This is a genomic window from Variovorax sp. GW821-FHT09B05, from assembly GCF_059418265.1.
This window is the reverse complement of sequence record NZ_JBWKPN010000020.1, coordinates 12,075-30,831: the sequence shown is the minus strand read 5'-3', so window position 1 is coordinate 30,831 and position 18,757 is coordinate 12,075. Positions and strand designations below refer to the sequence as shown.

11 protein-coding genes are annotated in these 18,757 nt (G+C 72.5%); 6 read left to right on the top strand and 5 right to left on the bottom strand.

The genetic code is table 11. The features are described 5' to 3' along the window. Window position 1 precedes the first annotated feature (1 nt). The 5 genes from cobN to AC07RM_RS35285 all read left to right on the top strand — a co-directional run bounded on the left by cobN (window position 2) and on the right by AC07RM_RS35285 (window position 8,444). Complete coding sequence (gene cobN / locus AC07RM_RS35305; protein WP_495337453.1) at window positions 2-3,814, top strand: cobaltochelatase subunit CobN; 3,813 nt, start codon at window positions 2-4, stop codon at window positions 3,812-3,814. Further along, entirely contained in the window at window positions 3,811-4,902 is a 1,092-nt protein-coding gene (locus tag AC07RM_RS35300) for a magnesium chelatase ATPase subunit I (protein ID WP_495337452.1), read from the top strand. Before cobN ends, AC07RM_RS35300 begins: the two co-directional genes overlap by 4 nt. Window positions 4,903-5,135: 233 nt before the next feature. Then, entirely contained in the window at window positions 5,136-5,573 is a 438-nt protein-coding gene (locus AC07RM_RS35295) for a vWA domain-containing protein (RefSeq protein ID WP_413763896.1), read from the top strand. 182 nt (window positions 5,574-5,755) lie between these two features. Continuing rightward, complete coding sequence (gene cysS / locus AC07RM_RS35290; RefSeq protein WP_495337451.1) at window positions 5,756-7,138, top strand: cysteine--tRNA ligase; 1,383 nt, start codon at window positions 5,756-5,758, stop codon at window positions 7,136-7,138. A gap of 37 nt (window positions 7,139-7,175) precedes the next feature. Then, a complete protein-coding gene (locus tag AC07RM_RS35285) occupies window positions 7,176-8,444 on the top strand; it encodes an NUDIX hydrolase (RefSeq protein WP_495337450.1) in 1,269 nt (422 codons plus the stop codon). A 15-nt stretch (window positions 8,445-8,459) separates the two neighbouring features. On the opposite strand, the gene AC07RM_RS35280 is transcribed toward AC07RM_RS35285, so the two are convergent. Then, a complete protein-coding gene (locus AC07RM_RS35280) occupies window positions 8,460-9,386 on the bottom strand; it encodes an ABC transporter substrate-binding protein (protein ID WP_093342842.1) in 927 nt (308 codons plus the stop codon). Between the two features lie 45 nt (window positions 9,387-9,431). Then, window positions 9,432-10,286 (bottom strand): PA4780 family RIO1-like protein kinase, encoded by an 855-nt coding sequence (locus AC07RM_RS35275; protein ID WP_398496383.1) that lies wholly within the window; start codon window positions 10,284-10,286, stop codon window positions 9,432-9,434. A gap of 603 nt (window positions 10,287-10,889) precedes the next feature. On the opposite strand from AC07RM_RS35275, the gene AC07RM_RS35270 reads away from it, so the two are divergent. After that, window positions 10,890-11,480, top strand: coding sequence for a PaaI family thioesterase (locus tag AC07RM_RS35270; protein WP_495337449.1), 591 nt, complete (start codon window positions 10,890-10,892; stop codon window positions 11,478-11,480). A gap of 60 nt (window positions 11,481-11,540) precedes the next feature. On the opposite strand, the gene AC07RM_RS35265 is transcribed toward AC07RM_RS35270, so the two are convergent. From AC07RM_RS35265 to AC07RM_RS35255, 3 genes are all read right to left on the bottom strand, one after another. Next, complete coding sequence (locus AC07RM_RS35265) at window positions 11,541-13,481, bottom strand: reverse transcriptase family protein (RefSeq protein ID WP_495337448.1); 1,941 nt, start codon at window positions 13,479-13,481, stop codon at window positions 11,541-11,543. Window positions 13,482-13,758: 277 nt separating this feature from the next. Next, window positions 13,759-15,474 carry an SWIM zinc finger family protein gene (locus AC07RM_RS35260; RefSeq protein WP_296777620.1) on the bottom strand — a complete coding sequence of 572 codons (1,716 nt, stop codon included), beginning with the start codon at window positions 15,472-15,474 and terminating at the stop codon, window positions 13,759-13,761. Continuing rightward, window positions 15,471-18,668 (bottom strand): hypothetical protein, encoded by a 3,198-nt coding sequence (locus tag AC07RM_RS35255; protein ID WP_495337447.1) that lies wholly within the window; start codon window positions 18,666-18,668, stop codon window positions 15,471-15,473. The genes AC07RM_RS35260 and AC07RM_RS35255 overlap by 4 nt, the downstream gene beginning before the upstream one ends. Between the last annotated feature and the right edge of the window lie 89 nt (window positions 18,669-18,757).

Sequence of the window (18,757 nt, the reverse complement as noted above, 5' to 3'; positions counted from 1 at the left end):
GATGCACCTGCTGAGCACCCAGCCCGGACGTTTCGTCGAGGACGACCCGGGCGTCGTCACCCGGCTCGACCAGACGCCGGGCGAGATCGTGGTGCTCAGCTCGGCCGACACCACGCTGGCCCTGCTGTCGGCCGCGCGCGGCGCGCTCGCGGCCAGCGATCCCGGCTATCCCTCGCTGCGGCTGGCCAACCTCATGTACCTGCGCCAGCCGGCCTCGTTCGACCTCTATGCCGACGAGGTGCTGCGGCATGCGCGCGTGGTGGTGGTCGACCACCTGGGCGCGGCCTCGGCCTGGCCCTACGGCCTGCAGCAGCTCGAGAAGCTCGCGCGCCGGCACGGCCAGCAGCTCGCCATCTTCTCGGGCGACCTGCAGGAGGACGAGGACCTGCTCGCGCGCAGCACCGCGCCGCGCGCCGTCTGCCACCGGCTGTGGCAGTACCTGCGCGCGGGCGGGCCGGCCAATGCGCTGCAGTTCCTGCGCGCGGTGGCCTTCCATGGCCTGCGCCATGGCGAGGAGCCGCTGCCGCCACGCAGCCTGCCGCAGGTGGCGCTGCATGTGCCGGGGCTGGCCGCCACCTCGGCCGTGCCCGGCATCGACGACCTGCGCGCGCGCTGGCGGCCCGGCGCGCCGGTGGTGGCGCTGGTGTTCTACCGCTCGCACCTGCTGTCGGGCAACACGGCCGCCTTCGATGCGCTGGCCGAGGCACTGTCGGCCGAGGGCCTGAACCCGCTGCCGCTGGCGCTCGATTCGCTCAAGGAACCGCTGTGCCTGTCGGCGCTGCGCGAGCTCTGCGCCACGCATGCGGTGCAGCTGGTGCTCAACACCACCGCCTTCGCGGCGCTGGGGCACGACGCCGGCGAGGGCGGTGAGCTCGCGCTGGCCGGCGACGCGCCCGTGCTGCAGGTGATCGTGAGCGGCGGCAACCGCGAGGACTGGCTGGCCGACAGCCAGGGCCTGCGGCCGCGCGACATCGCGATGCAGGTCGCGCTGCCCGAGATGGACGGCCGCATCGTCACGCGCGCCGTGAGCTTCAAGGGCCTGCTGCATCGCTGCGAGCTGACGCAGACCGAGGTGGTCGGCTACCGCGCCGAGCCCGACCGCGTCGCCTTCGTGGCCGAGCTCGCGCGCCGCTGGTGCCGCCTGCGCAGCCTGCCGGCGGCCGACAAGCGGCTCGCGCTGGTGCTCGCCAACTACCCGGGCAGCGAAGGTCGCATCGGCAGCGGCGTGGGGCTCGACACGCCGGCCTCGGTGATCGCGATCCTCGGAACGCTGCGCACCGAAGGCTATGCGCTCGGCGATCCGAAGGCGCTGCCGGCCGATGGCGACAGCCTGATGCAGACCCTGCAGCAGGGCATCGCCAACGACCCGCGCGAATGGCCCGCGCGGCCCGCCTGGCAGAGCTACGCGCTGGCCGACTACCGCGCGCGCCTGGCCGCGCTGCCCGAAGGCATGGCCGCGGCCATCGACGAACGCTGGGGCCCGCCCGAGCAGGACCCGATGCTGCGCCAGGGCCGCTTCATGATCGCGGGCCTGCGGCTGGGCCAGGTCTTCGTCGGCATCCAGCCCGCGCGCGCGCTGAACCTCTCGGGCTCGCAGGACTACGCGAGCTACCACGACGCCGAGGCCGTGCCGCCGCACGGCTACCTGGCCTTCTACTTCTGGCTGCGCGACGTGTTCGGCATCGACGCGGTGGTGCACGTGGGCAAGCACGGCAACCTCGAATGGCTGCCGGGCAAGAGCATCGCGCTGACGCAGGCCTGCTGGCCCGACGCGGTGCTCGGGCCGCTGCCCAACGTCTATCCCTTCATCGTCAACGACCCGGGCGAGGGCGCGCAGGCCAAGCGCCGCACCCAGGCCGTGATCGTCGACCACCTGATGCCGCCGCTCACGCGCGCCGAGAACCATGGCCCGATGCAGGACCTCGAGCGCCAGGTCGACGAGTACTACGACGCGCTGCTGGTCGATGCGCGCCGCGCACGCGTGCTGCGCGCCCAGATCCTCGCGGCCGTGCGCGCCCAGCACCTGGTCGACGAGCTCGACGCGGCGGGCGCCGAGGACGATGCCGTGCTCGCGCGCGTCGATGCCTACCTCTGCGAGCTCAAGGAAACCCAGATCCGCGACGGCCTGCATGTGTTCGGCGCCTCGCCCGAGGGCCGGCTGCGGCGCGACACGCTGCTGGCGCTGGCGCGCTATCCGGCGGGCGATGGCAGCGGCGCCGATGCGGGGCTGCTCGGTGCGCTGTCGCACGACCTGCTGCCCGGCGAGCATTTCGATCCGCTCGACATCGAGCCCGCGACGCCCTGGCAGGGCGCGCGGCCCGCGCTGCTGCAAGCGGTGAGCGACGACCCCTGGCGCCACCAGGGCGACACGCGCGAGCGGCTCGAGCTGCTGGCGACGCAACTCGTCGAAGCGGGCGAATGCCCGGCCGGCATGCCGCGCACCGCCGCCGTGCTGGGGCGCATCGCCGAGCGCCTCGCGCCCGCGCTCGATGCCTGCGGCGCGCAGGAGCTGCTGCAGCTGGCGCGCGCGCTGCGGGGCCGCTTCGTGCCGCCCGGGCCCAGCGGTTCGCCCTCGCGCGGCCGGCCCGACGTGCTGCCGACCGGGCGCAACTTCTACGCGGTCGACACGCGCGCCATTCCCACCCCCACCGCCTGGATGCTGGGCCTCAAGTCGGCCGCCCAGCTGGTCGAGCGCCACCTGCAGGAGCATGGCGACTATCCCGCGGGCATCGGCCTGTCGGTCTGGGGCACGGCCACCATGCGCACCGGCGGCGACGACCTCGCGCAGGCCTTCGCGCTGATCGGCGTGCGGCCGAAGTGGGCCGCGGGCAGCCAGCGCGTGGTCGACTTCGAGGTGCTGCCCACGGTCGGCCTCGGGCGGCCGCGCATCGACGTCACGCTGCGCATCTCGGGCTTCTTCCGCGATGCCTTCCCGGCCGCGGTGCAGATGTTCGACGCGGCCGTGCAGGCCGTGGCCGCGCAGGAGGACGAGGATGCCGAGCGCAACCCGATCCGCGCGCGCATCCTGCGCGAGGCCGCGGCACTCGAGGCCGGGGGAATGCCGGCCGAGGCCGCGCGCACCCAGGCCGGCTGGCGCGTGTTCGGTTCGGCGCCCGGTCACTATGGCTCGGGCCTGCAGCCGCTGTTCGACAGCGGCGACTGGCAGAGCGACGACGACCTCGCCGGCGCCTATGTCGGCGGCAGCGCCCATGCCTACGGGCAGGACAGCGACGGCGTGCCCGCCACCGAGGCGCTGGTGCGGCGCCTCGGCGAAATGAACGTGGTGCTGCAGAACCAGGACAGCCGCGAGCACGACCTGCTCGACTCGAACGACTACTACCAGTTCCAGGGCGGCATGGCCGCCGCCGTGCGCCACCTGAGCGGGCGCCAGCCGGCCATGTACCACGGCGACCATGGCAACCCGCAGGCGCCGCGCGTGCGCACGCTCAAGGAGGAGATCGGCCGCGTGGTGCGCGCGCGCGTGGTCAATCCCAAGTGGATCGCGGGCGCGCGCCGCCACGGCTACAAGGGCGCCTTCGAGATGGCGGCCACGGTCGACTACCTGTTCGGCTTCGACGCCACCGCGCGCGTGGTCGGCGACCACCAGTACGCGATGGTGGCCGACGCCTACGTGCTCGACGACGACAACCGCGATTTCGTCGACACGCACAATCCGCGCGCGCTGCACGACATGCTGAGCCGCCTGCTCGAGGCCATGCAGCGCGGCCTCTGGCAGTCGCCCGGCGACTATCGAGAACGCATCGAGAACCTGCTGCTCGCGCACGAGCAGCGGATGGAAGGACATACGCGATGACCGCCCACCCGAATGCCGAGGCCGCGCCGCTGCCGGCGTCGTTCCCCTTTTCCGCCATCGCCGGCCAGCCGCTGCTGCGCGAGGCGCTGCTGCTGGCCGCGGCCGACCCCGCGCTCGGCGGCGTGCTGATCGAGGGCCCGCGCGGCACCGCCAAGACCACGGCCGCGCGCGCGCTGGCCGAGCTGCTGCCCGGCGCGCCCTTCGTCACCCTGCCGCTGGGCGCCAGCCTCGAGCACCTGATCGGCACGCTCGACCTCGGCCAGGCGCTGGCCGGCCATGCGCTGAAGTTCGCGCCGGGCCTGCTCGCGCGCGCCCATGGCGGGGTGCTCTATGTCGACGAGATCAACCTGCTGCCCGATGCATTGATCGATTCGCTGCTCGATGCGGCCGCCAGCGGCGTGAACGTGGTCGAGCGCGACGGCATTTCGCACCGCCATGCCGCGCGTTTCGTGCTCGTGGGCACCATGAACCCGGAGGAGGGCAGCCTGCGCCCGCAGCTGCTCGACCGCTTCGGCCTGTGCGTGCAACTGCGCAACCTCGAGGACCGGGCCGAGCGCCAGGCCGTGGTGCGCGCGCGGCTGGCCTTCGACAGCGATCCCGAGGGCTTTCGCGCGCGGCATGCGGCGACCGAGGCCGAGCTCGCAGCGTCGCTGCGGCGATCGCGCGCGACGCTGGCCGATGCCAGCGCGCTGCCGTATGGCGATGCGGTGCACGAGGCCGTGGGCACGCTGTGCATCGCCGCGCAGGTCGATGGCCTGCGCGCCGACCTCGTGATGCTGCGCGCGGCGCGCGCGCTGGCCGCGCTCGAAGGGGCGGAGGCCATCGGCGAGCAGCATGTGCGGCGCGTGGCCGAGGCCGTGCTGCTGCACCGGCGCAAGCCGGGCGTGGAGGCGGCGCCGCCCGCGCAGGCGCCGAGCGCGCCGCCGCCCTCGGCCGCCGAGGGTGAGAGCGCCATCGATGACGGCGCCCATTCCGGTGACGGCGGCGACGGCGACTGGGGCGCGCTGTCCCCCGAGCCCGTCGGCGTCGCGCGCGTCAAGCCGCTGCGCCCGCTGATCCCGGCCGCCTCGCTCGCAAAAAAAGCCTGAGCCTCCGGAACACCGCACCCGCTGGCGCGCGCCAGGGTGACCGGAGGCAGGCGTCATCGGGGCCGGGCCGCGAGGCCTGGCATGGCATCGCCGCCGCCGATGCGGCGCTCGACTGGCCGCGCACGCTCGTCGCGCGCGGTGCCGGTCCGCTGCGCCGCGAGCACCTGCGCCGCCGTCCGCGCGAGACACGCGAGGGCGCGCTGCACTGCTTCCTGCTCGACGCCTCGGCCTCGATGCGCAACGACGGCGGCCTCGCGCGCGCCAAGGGCCTGCTGCTCGCGCTGATGGACGAGGCCTACCGCCGCCGCGACCATGTCGCGCTGCTGTGCTTCGCGGGCTCGGTGGTCGAGCTGCGGCTGCCGCCGCGCCGCGCCAGCGCCTGGAACGACGACTGGATCGCGCCCATCGGCGCCGGCGGCGGCACGCCATTGGCGCTGGGCGTGCGGCGCGCCGACGAGCTGCTCGAGCGCCATGCCGATCGCCGGCGCTGGCTCTGGCTGCTGACCGATGGCCGCAGCGCCGAGTCGCCCGCGCGGCCCGGGTCGGCCGACGTGGCCTGCGTGGTCGGCTTCGAGACCGCGCGCGTGCCGCTGCATCGCGCGCAGTCGCTGGCCGCGGCGTGGGACGCGCGCTACCTTGACGCGGCCGCGTTTGACCCGCGGCAGGCCTAGCGGCTAGGATTCCGGCCATGCTCACCCGTCCTTCCCTCCACATCGCCGGCACCTGCTGTCGCGCTCGGCCATGGGGAGATGGCGGCTAGAGCGACTTCGCGCGAACCCGCATGCCCGATGGCCACCCGTTGCAAGACCGGTGGCCTTTTTGTTTTCTGCAACGACCTCGAGAGTCCACACGCATGTCCCTCGTCCTCCACGACACCTGGTCGCGCTCCCTGCGCCCCTTCGTTCCGCTGCGCCCCGGCCCGGTGGGGCTCTACTGCTGCGGTCCCACGGTCTACGACCATGCCCACATCGGCAACCTGCGAACCTACGTGTTCGAGGACCTGCTGCGCCGCGTGCTCGAATTCGGCGGCCACGAGGTGCGGCACGTGGTCAACATCACCGACGTCGGCCACCTGGTCTCGGACGCCGACGAGGGCGAGGACAAGATGGAGAAGGGCAGCCGGCGCGCGGGCGAATCGGCCTGGGCCATCGCCGAGCGCTTCACCGCCGCCTTCCGCGCCGACTGGCGCGCGCTGAACCTGCGCGAGCCCGCCGAATGGCCGCGCGCCACCGACCATATCCCCGAGCAGCTCGCCTTCATCGCCGAGCTCGAGCGCAAGGGCTTCACCTACCGCACCGCCGACGGCATCTACTTCGACACCTCGAAGCAGGACGACTACGGCCACCTCGCGCGGCTGGACAAGGCCGGCCTGCGCGCGGGCCAGCGCGTGGCGATGGGCGACAAGCGCGAGGCCACCGACTTCGCGCTCTGGAAGTTCAGCCCGCCCGGCGCCCAGCGGCAGATGGAATGGGACAGCCCCTGGGGCCGCGGCTTCCCGGGCTGGCACATCGAGTGCTCGGCCATGTCGGCCCGCTACCTCGGGCCCTGGTTCGACATCCACTGCGGCGGCGAGGACCACATCGGCGTGCACCACAGCAACGAGATCGCGCAGACCCAGGCCTGCCACAGCACGCGGCTCGCCAACTTCTGGCTGCATGGCCATTTCCTCACGCTCGACGACGACCTGAAGATGTCGAAGTCCGACGGCGACTTCGTGCGGCTGCAGACGCTGGTCGACCGCGGCATCGATCCGCTGGCCTACCGCTACCTGTGCCTGGGCGCACACTACCGCAGCAGCCTGCGCTTCAACGAGGCCGCGATCGCGGGCGCGCAGTCGGCGCTCGACCGCCTGCGCCGCGCCTATGCGGGCTGGCCGGAGGGCGGCATGGCCGACGCGGGCTTCGTCGCGCGCTTCCGCGCCGAGGTCGAGCAGGACCTGAACCTGCCGCGCGGCCTGGCCGTGCTGTGGGAGCTGGTGCGCAGCGACCTGCCGGCGGCCACGCGGCGCGCCACGGTCGATGTGTTCGAGGCGGTGCTGGGGCTGCGGCTGGCCGAGTGGCGCGAGGAGGGCGACGCGGTGCCGGAAGCGATCGCGGCCCTGGCGCGCGAGCGGCTCGAGGCCCGTGCCGCGGGCGACTGGGCCCGGGCCGACCGGCTGCGCGAGGCCTTGCGCGCGCAGGGCTGGCAGGTCGAGGACGGCGCGGCCGGCCCCCGGCTCAGCCGTGGACGTGCGTGACAGCAGGCCGGCGGCCGCGGACCGACAATCGCTTCCCATGAACGCCACGCCGCCCAAGCCACGCCCGATACGCACCGCCGCCTCGCTGATCCTGCTGCGCGACGGGCCCGGCGGCCTCGAGGTGCTGATGCTGCGCCGGGCCGACAAGCCCGACGACCAGAACAGCGGCGCCAGCGTGTTCCCGGGCGGCGTGGTCGACGCGCACGACCGCGAACTGCACACGCGCTGCGCGGGGCTCGACGATGCGGCCGCGAGCGCGCGGCTCGCGTTGCCCGCGGGCGGCCTCGACTACTACGCCGCCGCGGTGCGCGAATGCTTCGAGGAGGCCGGCGTGCTGTTCGCGAGCGACGCCGAGGGCGCGCTGGTCGCGCTCGATCGCATCGATCCCGAGCGGCTGGCCGCGATGCGCGCGGCCGTGGCCGACAGCACCGAGGCGCTGCTCGCGCTGTGCGACGCCCAGGGCTGGCGGCTCGCGGTCGACCAGCTCGCCTATTTCAGCCACTGGCTCACGCCGCCCGGCATGCCGCGGCGCTTCGACACGCGCTTCTTCGTCGCGGCCATGCCTCCGGGGCAGGAGGTGCAGGTCGACGGCTTCGAGATCGTCGAGCACCGCTGGCTGCCGCCGGCCGAGGCCACGAGCCCGGCACTCGGGCTCAAGCTCATGAACGTGACGCGGCGCGTGCTGCTCGAGCTCGCGGGCTTCGCATCGGTGGCCGATTGCCTCGCGCAGGCGCGCGCTCGTGCGCGCGTGCGTCTCAATATGCCGCGGCTGGCCGACGGGCCCGAAGGCCGGCGGCCGGTGAACGTGGACGAGGCGCCCTACGACGAGGTGGCGTTGGTCGATCCCGACGGGCAGGGCGGCGGGCGCTATGCGCACGAGGCGGGGCTTTCGATGCGGCTGTCGCCGCGCGTGTGGCGCGTGACGGGCGGCGATGGAACGCACAGCCATTTCGTGGGAGGCGACGAAGGCTGGGCGCTGGTCGATCCGGTGCCGGGCGAGGCGCTGCGCGCCGCGGCGCCCGGGCCGGTGCGCTGGGTGCTGGCCACGCGCGGCGAGGTATCGGCCGTCGGCTGGCCCGAGGCGCGCGCGGTCGCGCCGAAGACCGGGGAGTCGCTGGACCTCGGCGGCGCGACACTGAAGGTGCTGGACGGCGACGAGGCCGCAGCGCGGCGCTTCCTGCTGGTCGAGGAGCGCATGCTGTTCTCGGGCAGCGCGCAGGGCGCGGCCGTGGCATGGCCCGAGGACGCGGCGGTCGAATGGATCGCGCCCGTGCGCGGTTTCGTCGTGCGCCACGCGCCCGACTGAGCGCGACCCGTCGTCTCAGGAGCGCGGATCGCCGAGCCGCAGCAGGCAGTCGACGATCGCATCGGCCGCCTCGTCCAGCCGCGGACCGGGCCGCATCATCAGGTCGAAGCGCGCCGACGCGAAGCTGCAGACGCGGCCGCGCTTGATCGCGTTCATCGCCGACCAGCCGGGCCGCGCGGCCATCGCCGACAGCTCGCCGAGCGCCGACACCATCAGCACGTCGGGATCGGCGCGCACCACGAACTCGGGGCTCATCTTCGGAAACGGCCCCAGCGTGCCGGGCACCGCGTTCGCGAGGCCCAGGCGCGCGAGCGTCTCGCCGATGAAGGAACTCTCGCTCGCGGCCGCCATGCCGCCATGCACCTCGAAGTAGACGCGCCGGCCCTGCCAGCCCGCGGGCACGCGTGCCCGCGCGGCATCGAGGCCGGCATCGAGCCGGCGCCAGTAGGCCTCGCCCTTGCCGGGCTGGCCGGTGGCGCGCGCCACGGTCTCCATCACGCGGCGCATGTCGGCATGGGTCTTGGCGTCGAGCGCCAGCACGCGGATGCCGAGCCGCTCGAGCGGTTCGGCGGCACGGCTGCGCGGGCGCAGCAGCACGAGGTCGGGCTTGAGCGCGACGATGCGCTCGATGTTCGCGTCGTCGATGCCGCCCACCTGCGGCAGCCGCTGCACCGCCACCGGCCAGTTGGCATGGCGGTCGATGCCCACCAGCCGGTCGCAGGCATCGAGCGCGCAGACGGTCTCGGTCAGCGAGGGCATCAGCGAGACGATGCGCCGCGCGGGCGCCGGCAGCTCGAGCACGCTGCCGCGGTCGTCGTCGAGCCGCACGCCCGCATGGACCAGCGCCGGTCCGCCGAGCGCGAAGGCCGCGGCCAGCGAGAGCGCCGAGGCGAAGTGGCGCGCGGGACGCGGGGAGGGCGCGAGGTCGGGGGGCTGGAACATCGTGGAGGAGGAAGGGCGGTGCTGCGCCGATTGTCGCCGCCGGGTTCAGGGCTCGCCCCGGTTCGCCAGCCGCTCGCGCCGGAGCGCCTCCTCGGCGCGCGCGTCGTTGACCGCGCGCAGCACCTCGCCGAGGTCGACCGGCCCGGTGTCGCGCGGCGGCGCGCCGCTGAGCTGCGTCTCGGGCCGCAGCAGGCCGCGCTCGTAGAGATGCCAGATCTCCTCGCCATGGCGCGTCTCGTGCAGCTCGGGCGCGAAGCGGCCGAAGAACTCGCGCAGGTTCGCCACGTCGCGCAGCAGCATGCGCTGCGCATGGTTGTTGCCCGCGGCATCGACGGCCTGCGGCAGGTCGATGATCACCGGGCCGCCGGCGCCGAGCAGCACGTTGAACTCCGAGAGGTCGCCGTGCACGATGCCCGCGCACAGCATGCGCATCACCTCGCGCACCAGCGTGGCGTGATGGCGCCGCGCATCGTCGGGCGTGAACTCGACGTCGTTGAGCCGCGGGGCGGCCGCGCCCTCGGCATCGGTCACGAGCTCCATCAGCAGCACGCCCTCCCAGAAGCCGAAGGGCTCGGGCACGCGCACGCCCGCGTCGGCCAGCCGGTGCAGCGCATCGACCTCGGCGCTCTGCCAGTGGCTCTCGGTCATGCGGCGGCCGAAGCGCGTGCCCTTGGCGACGGCGCGGCGCTCGCGCGAGTTGCGGATCTTGCGGTTCTCGGTGTAGTCCACCGCTTGCCGGAAGGCGCGCTTGTCGGCCTCCTTGTAGACCTTGGCGCAGCGGGCCTCGTCGCCGCTGTGCACGACGTAGACCATCGCCTCCTTGCCGCTCATGAGCTGGCGGCTGACGCTGTCGATCAGGCCTTCGTCGACCAGGGGTTGGAGTCGGGGCGGGATCTTCATGGGGCCACCTCCTTCCTGGCGCGGGCGGGGAGGATGGCGATGCGGACGGTCGAGAGAAAAACGAAACGATGCCGCGCGTGCGCGGCTGCTGTATCGGGCATGGGTGTGAGCACCTTGATTCGAAAACGAAAGACCGGGCGCCGCACGCGATGGCGCGCGCGGCGGGCTTGGCGAATCTCGGGCGGGGCGGCGTCGCGTGCAGCGCGGGGGCTGCGACGCTCAGCGAGGCGAAGGCATCAGCGGCGTGTGCGCAACGCGATCGAGCGGCCGTGCACCGAGACGGTGGTGGGGGCAAGGACTGGCTTGTTCATTGCGCATACCTCCTGTGGTGCGTGGTTGTCGAGGGATGCGAATGTAGTCGCATGCGCGCGAACTGTGAAGCCCATCGTTCGCGCGGGGCCGGCGCTGTGTTCGGCGCGCGACAGCGCCACTTAACGCACACGGCTTAAGGATTCGACAAGGAATGCGTGGTGCGGGCGCTTGAAAGCATCGTCTTCGCAGCAGGCAATTGCTAAACTGGCCGCGACAAGAAGATGCATGAGAAAGCACCGTCGCGTGCCACTTCTCCCGATCCGATCCGCATTGCTTTCGAGATCTTTTCAAATGACGCCTGAACAACGACTGGACCTGTGGCTCTCCGAGGAACGCGAGGTAGTCGAACTGCTTAATTCGGGTCCCGGTGTCGGTGTGGCACGGCCCGCGCAGCTCGTCGGCAAGAGCGGCCTCGAAGTGATGCACGCGATGATGAACGGCCAGCTTCCCTATGCGGAGTTCGCCAAGCACCTGACCTTCTATGCGATCGTCGCGCGCCCGGGCTCGGCCGTGTTCCAGGGCACGCCGCAGCGCGAGTACCTCAATCCCATGGGCACCATCCACGGCGGCTGGATGACCTCGATCCTCGATTCGGCGCTGGGCTGCGCGGTGCTCGCATCGCTGCCGCCGGGGCAGGTCTACACCACGGCCAGCCTCGAGACCCGTTACCTGAAAGGCCTCACGCTCGATGTGCGGCGCGTGCGCGCCGAGGCCACGGTCACGCGCATCGAAGGCCGCGTGGCGCTGGCCGAAGCCAGCCTCGTGGGTCCGGACGGCACGCTGTATGCCAAGGCCACCACCGAGTGCCGGCTGTTCGACATGCGTGCGCCGGCGCAGGCACCCGCGGTGGCGTCGCGGCCATCGACATCGGCCGCGTCCTAGAAGCTAGAAGCTAGAAGTGCATCGCCCTTTGGGGCGATTCTTCTTTTGGGGCCGGCCTTTTCAGGACCACATCTTGCGCAGCACCGCCGAGAGTCCCGAGCCGGCGATCAGCGCGATGAAGAAGCGCATCCAGCCGGCCTTGCGCTGGTAGATGTTGGCGACCCAGATCGCGCCCGTCACGAGGCCGATCAGCCAGGCATCGCGCAGCGACAGCAGGAAGCCCAGCACATAGGTGCCTTGTATCGCGATGCTGACCCACAGGCCCAGCAGCGACAGCGCGCTGCGTGGCTTCGCGGGTGGCGGAGCCGCCGCGGGCTCGGCGGTGCGCGTGTCGTTGCGTGGCGGTGCCTGTTCGCGCCGCTGCGTGTCGTCGAGCGCGCGCTGGCGTTCGCGCTCGGCCTCGCGCTTCGCCTTCTTCTCGGCCGCGATCTGCTCGGGTGTCTTCTCGAGCACCGGCTCGGGCGCGCGCGCGGGCTGCCACCACGTGGGCAGCGGCGCGAGCCCGGCGGCCGACTGCTGGCGGAAGTGGCCCACGGGCAGCGGCGCGCGGGACGTCGCCGGCGCGACAGCGGGCGCCGACGCATGCTTCGCGGCCAGCGCCTTCACGCGCCGCAGGTAGGGTTCGGCGCGCGCGGGGTCGGCCATCGCGATGAAGTTCGCATAGCCGCGCAGCGCGGCGATCAGGTCGTGCTGGCCGTTCCAGTGCAGACCCTGCGGACCGTGGCGCTCGGCCTGGTGCAGCACGGCGCGAAAGCGCCGCAAGGTGTCGCGGTCGGTCGAGAGCTTGTCGTTGACCACGATGCCGGTCACGTGCTGCTGCTGGTGGCGGCGCATCACCTGCTGCTTCTCGGGATGCACCACGAGGCCTTCGCTGGCCACGATCTGCTTGGCGCGCCACAGCAGCTTGCCGACGTCGCGGCCATGCTCGGCATCGGCCGAGAAGCTCAGGTCGTCGGCATAGCGCGTGTAGCGAAAGCCCAGCTTGGCGGCGCAGGCAGCCAGCCGCGCATCGAGCCGGCGGCACAGCACGTTGGTGAGCATCGGGCTGGTGGGCGCGCCCTGCGGCAACACGCGTTCGCCGCGCGCGACGAAGTAGCGCTCGCCGTCGAGCTCGATCTCGTCGGTCGGCGCCTCGGTCGCAAGCAGCGCGAACAGGGTCGCGACCTGCGGCGAGTAGCCGAGCTGGCGGAACACGCCGCGCACGCGGCGCAGGCCGATCGAGGGAAAGAAGTCCTTGAGGTCGAGGTTGACCACCACCGCCTGCCCCACGTGCGGCGCGGCATTGCTGAGGATCGAGCGGCCCGGCAGGAAGCCGTGCACGGCTTCGTGCACCGGCACCTTGGCCAGGACGTTGTCGAGCACCCAGTACTGCGCGCGCTTGAGCCGCGGCATCGGCGCCGAGATCCGGCGTTCGCCGCCGGTCTTCTTGGGCACGGTGAAGCGCTGGTAGTGGCTCACGCGCGCGACCTCGCGGTGCCAGGCCAGGAAGCGCAGTTCCCCGAGTTCCAGGCCCATGGCGCGCGCGAGATCGGTGGCGTCGTGCAGCGCCGGCAGCGCATGGCGCGCGAGCGCCTGCTCGTCGCTGCGCGCCGCGTTGAGCCCGCCCGAGACGCCTTCGCCCAGGTACAGCAGTTCGCGCTGGCGCCGGCCATGCCAGTCGAGCGCGCGCGCATGGCGCTGCTGCGCGAGGCGCTGGCGGGTTTCTTCACGGCGCTCGCGCGCCCGCGCCATGCGCTCCTTGCGCATGGCCTTGAGCGCGGTCTCGCGGTCCTCGATGCCGCGCAGCTCGTCGCCGAGATCGCGCAGCGCGGCCTGCAGCTCGCCCTCGCGGCGGATCAACTGCGCCTCGACCGTGGGCTGCGCCGTGTCGCGCGGCCAGAAGCCCAGGCGCTGCATCTCCTCGAGCACGACCTCCTGCTTGGAGCTCCCGCGGATGCGCGCGTAGAGCTCCTCGCGCGTGAGCGCCGAATCGGGTACGGAGGAGGGAGAGGGTGGGGTCATGGGCGGTGTGCGCCGCATGGACCGATGCACTGGAAAAAAAGATGCGAACGGGACGGGAATCTCGTCGAAGAGCCTGAAGACTGGACAGCTCCACTCGACGCCGTACGCGCATGGTGGCGCGATGAGCTTCGAAGAAGCCGCACCGTCATCGCGCCACCATGCGCGTACGGCACAGTGAAGAGATGTCCAGTGAAGCCTGGGAAGTGCTGAGATCGAGGATGGCGATGCGCCATCCGGATTGCAAGAGCCTTCCCGCCCCGTTCGCAAAACCAGTGTATCAGCCGATGCTTGCAGTCCTTTCTTCCGAGTCGGTCGCGGGCGTCGGTGCGCCCGCGGTAGTGCCAAGGGCCAGCGCGGCCGAGGCCGTGGCCAGGCGCAGCGCGAGCATGTGTTCGCACGGCCCCTTCGTCATGCGCAGGCGGATGAAGTGGTCGCACTGGCATTCGCCGGTGGCCACGCGCTGGTCGGCATCGAGCTGCAGCCGCACCTGGTACTGGCGCGAGGATTGGGTGCCGCACAGGCCGCTGAGCAGCAGCCCGCCATCGGCACGGGCCTCGACCTTCGTGTCCTTCAGGCGTCCGGCCTGCACCAGTTCGGCCGCGGCCGCTTCCTCGGGGCTGGCATGGCGCAGCCGCTCCATCGGCAGCGGCTCGCGGCTGAGCTCGCGCAGGCGCCACACGCCGTGCGCGATGTCGTACACCACGCGCCCGGCCTGCACATAGCCGCCGAGCGCCGACTCGACCGTGAGCGGCGAGAGCCCGGTGGCTGCGGCCAGTTCGGCGGTGGTGGCGCGCCAGCGTTCGCCGAGCGCCGCGAACACGCGCAGCAGGCTGTCCTGGTCGACGTCGTGGCGCGGCTGCAGCAGCTCGAAGTGGCCGTTGCGCGACCAGTCGTTGGCGGTCCAGCCCGACAGGCCCAGCGTGAATTCCATGTCGGGCAGCCGCGCGACCCAGAAGCTCGGCATGCCGGTGCCCAGCAGGTGCACCGTGAAGCCCTGCGCCACCGGCACCAGCCGCTCGAGCTGCAGCAGCCGGCGCCGGCCCCAGACGCGGATGTCGATGTCGGCGGGCGCGTCGTGCGAGGAACGCGGGCACACCAGTTCGTGGCCCCAGGGCTCGAACAGGATGCGCACCGGCTGCCCGGGCCGCAGGATGAAGCGCAGCGAGCGCGGGCCCGCGCGCTCCTTGCGCCGCCGCAGCACCAGGCAGATGTTGTGCACGTCCATCGGATGCAGCTGCAGCCGGTGCGCGGGCAGCAGCATCGCGCTGCTGACCTGCAGGAAGCCGCGTACCCAGCTGTCGGGCACCTCGATCTTGGGTTCGTGGAAGGCCGGGTCGTTGCCGCTCTGTACCTGGAAGCCGCCGGGATCGATCGCCAGCCGCGTGGCCTTGTAGTCGCGGATCTTCTGGAACTCGTCGTAGAGCGACTCGGAGTAGTCGACGTTGGTGGTGCCGAAGGCATGGTCGCTCACGCGGTCGAAGACCTCGTGGCCGCAGGAGAACATGCCGTAGCTCGACTCGTCCTGGCTGAAGCACTCGAAGAACACGCGGTCGGGATGCACCGTGATCACCGGGTCGAGCACGAACCAGGCTTCGCGGTTGACCTTGTAGAGGTGGTCGAAGTAGCGCTTCTGCGCCTTGTAGAAGGGCTGCAGCATGGCCGACTTGCGCTGGCGCAGCACGTCGAGCTCCTCGCGCAGCGGCGCCATCCGGGCCTTGAGCTCGTCGCTGCGTGCCATGTACTGCGCGAGCAGCTCGCCTTCCTGGCTCGCGAGCCATTCGAGGTAGGCGCTCTTGTCGCGCGGCTGGAAGCGCAGGTCGCCCACCACCACGTCGTGCAGCGCCGACATGCCTTCGCGAAACGGCAGGTGGCGGTTGACCTCGCCGATGAAGTGCACGGGCGCGCGCAGGGTGTCGGGCGCGAACTGCAGCGCGGTGCTGGTGGGCGTCTGCTGCGCGCCCGAGTGGCCGAAATAGCGGTACTGGAACTTCATGCGGCGGGACCTCCGGCGACGGCGGCCCGGCGCGGCGCGACGGCGCGCACGGGCGCGGCCTGCAGCGGGTTCTCGAGCGCCGGATAGCGTTGCTGGATGCTGCGCAGGCCGGCCACGTAGCGGGCGCGCTCGGTGATGGCGCCGCTCACGGCCTGGCGCGCGAACACGCGCGCGACGATGCGCGCCGCCTCTTCGGACTGCTCGGCCTGCGCCGCGAGGAATTTGCTCACGCGCGCCTTGGCGAGCCGGCCGCGGTTGGCCTGCGACAGCACGGTGAGGAAGTAGGGCTCGAGCCGCGCCAGCACCTCGGGCTTGCCGCCCGCGGCGGCCGCCAGCCAGTTGGTCACGAACAGCTGCATGCCGCTCGAGGGATGCTGGCTCAGCTGCAGCATGTAGGTGGTGACGTCGGTGAGTTCGAAATGCGCCGTCAGCAGCTCGCGGCCCAGGCGCTGGGCGCCGGGATCCTTGTGGTCGCACAGGCGCACCAGCAGTGCGGGCGTCCATTGCGGCGACTGGCCTTGCGATGCGAACCACTGGCGGGCCCAGGCGAGCGCATCGTCCCAGCGGCTGTCGAAGATGCGCAGCGCGTCGTCGAGCTGCGCGAGCGTGCGTTCGGGCCGCGCGGCGAGCTGTTCGCAGGCCCACTGGCGCGCGGCGGCGGCATCGACCAGCCCCAGGCTCGCGGTCTGCAGCACGTCGAAGGCCTCGGCCGGCTGCTGCGGCAGCAGCCAGGCGCCCAGCCGTTGCGCGCCCTTGCTGCGCGCCTCGAGCAGCCGCACGGTGGTGGCGCTGTCGCCCGCGCGCGCGTGTTCGGCCAGCGGCCCGCACAGCCACTGCAGCAGCGAATCGAACACGCCCTCGGCCGCTTCGGTGCGGAACAACTCGTCGCGCAGCATCGGCATCAGCGCCGCGCCGAAGTCCGGATGGCCGGGCAGCAGCTGCGCGAGCTTGGGCGCGACCGCGCTGCGTACGCGCGGCATCGGGCTGGCGCAGAACACGGCGAACAGCGCCGGCTGCGCGAGCAGCGTGTCGTCGGGCAGCGCGGTGAACAGGCGCACGCCGGCGCCGCGCAGCCGCTCGTCGTCCGACTGCAGCAATCGCGTCAGGACCTCGATCGGCAGGCCTTGAACGGATGCCGGATGCAGCAGCAGCCACTCGGCCGCGAGCGCCACCACGTCGGGGCTCGCGTGGTCGAACAGGGCCAGCAGCGCGGCCAGCGGCGCCTTCGCGCCGGCTTCGCGCAGCGGGTTCTGCAGCGCCCATTGCAGGTTCTCGCAGATGGCCGCGAGCTCGGGCGCCTGCGCATCGCAGCGCGCGAGCCAGCCGAGCAGCGCGGTGCACAGTGCCTCGAAACCGTCGGTGGCCTCGGGCTGGCCGGCCGCGGCCTGCAGCAGCAGGCGCGAGGCGCGGCGCACCTCGGCATCGGCCGAGACCAGCAGGCGCAGCAGCAGCTCGACGTCGCGGCTGTAGCGCGCCGGGTCCTCGGCGATCAGGTCGAGCGCATGGCGACGTGCTTCATCGAGTGGCGAATCGATCAGTGGCACGAGCCACGGGCCGGCCGGCTCGCCGGCCCCGATGCGCTCGCGCACCAGCGTCAACGCGAAGCGCGCCGTGTCGTTCCAGGCGCTCGCGAGCAGCTCGCGCAGCTGGGCGCCATCGAGCGCCTGGCAGAAGCTGCGGTTGTCCTGCAGCGCGCGCGCTGCGAAAGCATGCACGCCGGCGCAGCGCGATTGCTGCATCAGCTGCAGCAGCGCCTCGGGATGGCGGTCCCAGCGTTCGGGCCAGGCCTCGCCGCGTTGCGCGCGGTGCTCGGCCGGCGGCGTCTCGCGGCGCCAGTAGAGGCCGCCGGCCAGCGCGGTCCATTCGGGGTCGTGGCGGTGCAGCAGTTGCATCACGACCAGCCAGCGGCTGTAGGGACCGCTGTGCCAGACGCGCATCTCGCGGTTCCAGCCCGCATCCTCATGGCGCGCCGCGACGGCCGCGTTCGCATCGTCGGCCGCGAGCAGCACGCCCATCGCGAGCCGCAGCCAGTCGCGCTCGTCGGCCGCGCCGCGCAGCGCGAGCCGGCGCAGGGTGCGCCAGGTGCGGCGGCGCAGGTAGTCGTGCGTGCGCTGGCTCAGCGCGAGCCGGCTGTCGGGGCGCACGATCTCCTTCGCGATGTCGACGTAGCGGCCGTTGAGCATGGCCCATTGGCTGGTGCCGCGAAAACCCGCGCGCTGCGTTTCGAGGCGCTGGTTCAGCAGGCCCAGCAGGCGGTAGTCGCCCGCGAACTCGGCACCCTTGTAGAGCCGGCGCCAGGCGCGGAAGCTGCCCGCGGCCAGTGACAGCTGCTGCGCCACGTCATGCAGCGCACGGCGCGCCAGGCCGGCGGGCCGGTCCTCGTCGAGGCCTTCGAGCAGCGCGAGTTCGAACAGCTGCTGCGTCCAGTCGGTGTGCGCGAGGCTCTGCCAGTGCGCGGGATCGGCGAGCCGCTCGCGCAGCAGCGCGGCGGCCTCGGCCACCGGCACGACCTGCGCCTCGGTCCAGGCGCGGCGCAGCGAGCCTGGCCAGTCGTCGACGATGCGTTCGGCCTCCGCGGCACGCCGTTCGGCCGGCCACAGCGCGAGCGCGGCCCAGCGCGCGATGCGCGTCACCTTGGGGTCGGTCGCGCGGCGCGAGAGTTCGACCATCGCCTCGAAGGCGCCCGCGTCGCCGCAGCGGCCGATCGCCCAGGCGATGCAGTAGTCGAGCATCGCGTCGCCGGTCTCGATCAGTTCGACCAGCCGCGGCACCGCCTGCGCGAGCCGGCGTTCGCCGAGGCGCCACACCGTACGGCTGCGGCGCAGCGGCGGCAGCAGGCGCCAGGCATCGGGCGCGATGCGCTCGAGCAGGATGGTGTCGGCCGGCGAAAGAGAAGCGGCGGCGGCGATGGGCGCGGCCGGTGCCGATGCAACGACGGGCGCGCCTTCGAGCGCGAGGCCGCGCGAGAGCTGCGCGGCGAGCGCATCGCCGAACACCGCCATTGCCTTGTCGAGCGCGAGCGGCGCGGGCGTCAGCACGGTCTCGCGCCACTGGAGTCCGTCGCGGCTGCTGCTCAGGTGCACCACGTGCCCGGCGTCGGCGGGCAGCTCGAACAGTTCGATGGTGACGTGTTCCGTGACCGTCGATGTCCCCGGTCTCGTTCGTGTGAGTTTCTCGGATCGAATGCGCTTCACGCGGAGGCCTCCCTGCCTTCGGTTGAATGCCCTCGATCGCGCGGTGTGGCCGATCGGGGCATCCAGCTATCTTAGGCCCTGTTCCCGCA

What these genes read in the sequence shown, in the direction of transcription:
- AC07RM_RS35300 (WP_495337452.1), top strand. Translation starts at nt 3,811, where the DNA reads ATGACCGCCCACCCGAATGCCGAGGCCGCGCCGCTGCCGGCGTCGTTC.
- AC07RM_RS35265 (WP_495337448.1), bottom strand. Translation starts at nt 13,481, where the DNA reads ATGACCCCACCCTCTCCCTCCTCCGTACCCGATTCGGCGCTCACGCGC.
- cobN (WP_495337453.1), top strand. Translation starts at nt 2, where the DNA reads ATGCACCTGCTGAGCACCCAGCCCGGACGTTTCGTCGAGGACGACCCG.
- AC07RM_RS35280 (WP_093342842.1), bottom strand. Translation starts at nt 9,386, where the DNA reads ATGTTCCAGCCCCCCGACCTCGCGCCCTCCCCGCGTCCCGCGCGCCAC.
- AC07RM_RS35260 (WP_296777620.1), bottom strand. Translation starts at nt 15,474, where the DNA reads ATGAAGTTCCAGTACCGCTATTTCGGCCACTCGGGCGCGCAGCAGACG.
- AC07RM_RS35295 (WP_413763896.1), top strand. Translation starts at nt 5,136, where the DNA reads ATGCGCAACGACGGCGGCCTCGCGCGCGCCAAGGGCCTGCTGCTCGCG.
- AC07RM_RS35275 (WP_398496383.1), bottom strand. Translation starts at nt 10,286, where the DNA reads ATGAAGATCCCGCCCCGACTCCAACCCCTGGTCGACGAAGGCCTGATC.
- cysS (WP_495337451.1), top strand. Translation starts at nt 5,756, where the DNA reads ATGTCCCTCGTCCTCCACGACACCTGGTCGCGCTCCCTGCGCCCCTTC.
- AC07RM_RS35270 (WP_495337449.1), top strand. Translation starts at nt 10,890, where the DNA reads ATGACGCCTGAACAACGACTGGACCTGTGGCTCTCCGAGGAACGCGAG.
- AC07RM_RS35285 (WP_495337450.1), top strand. Translation starts at nt 7,176, where the DNA reads ATGAACGCCACGCCGCCCAAGCCACGCCCGATACGCACCGCCGCCTCG.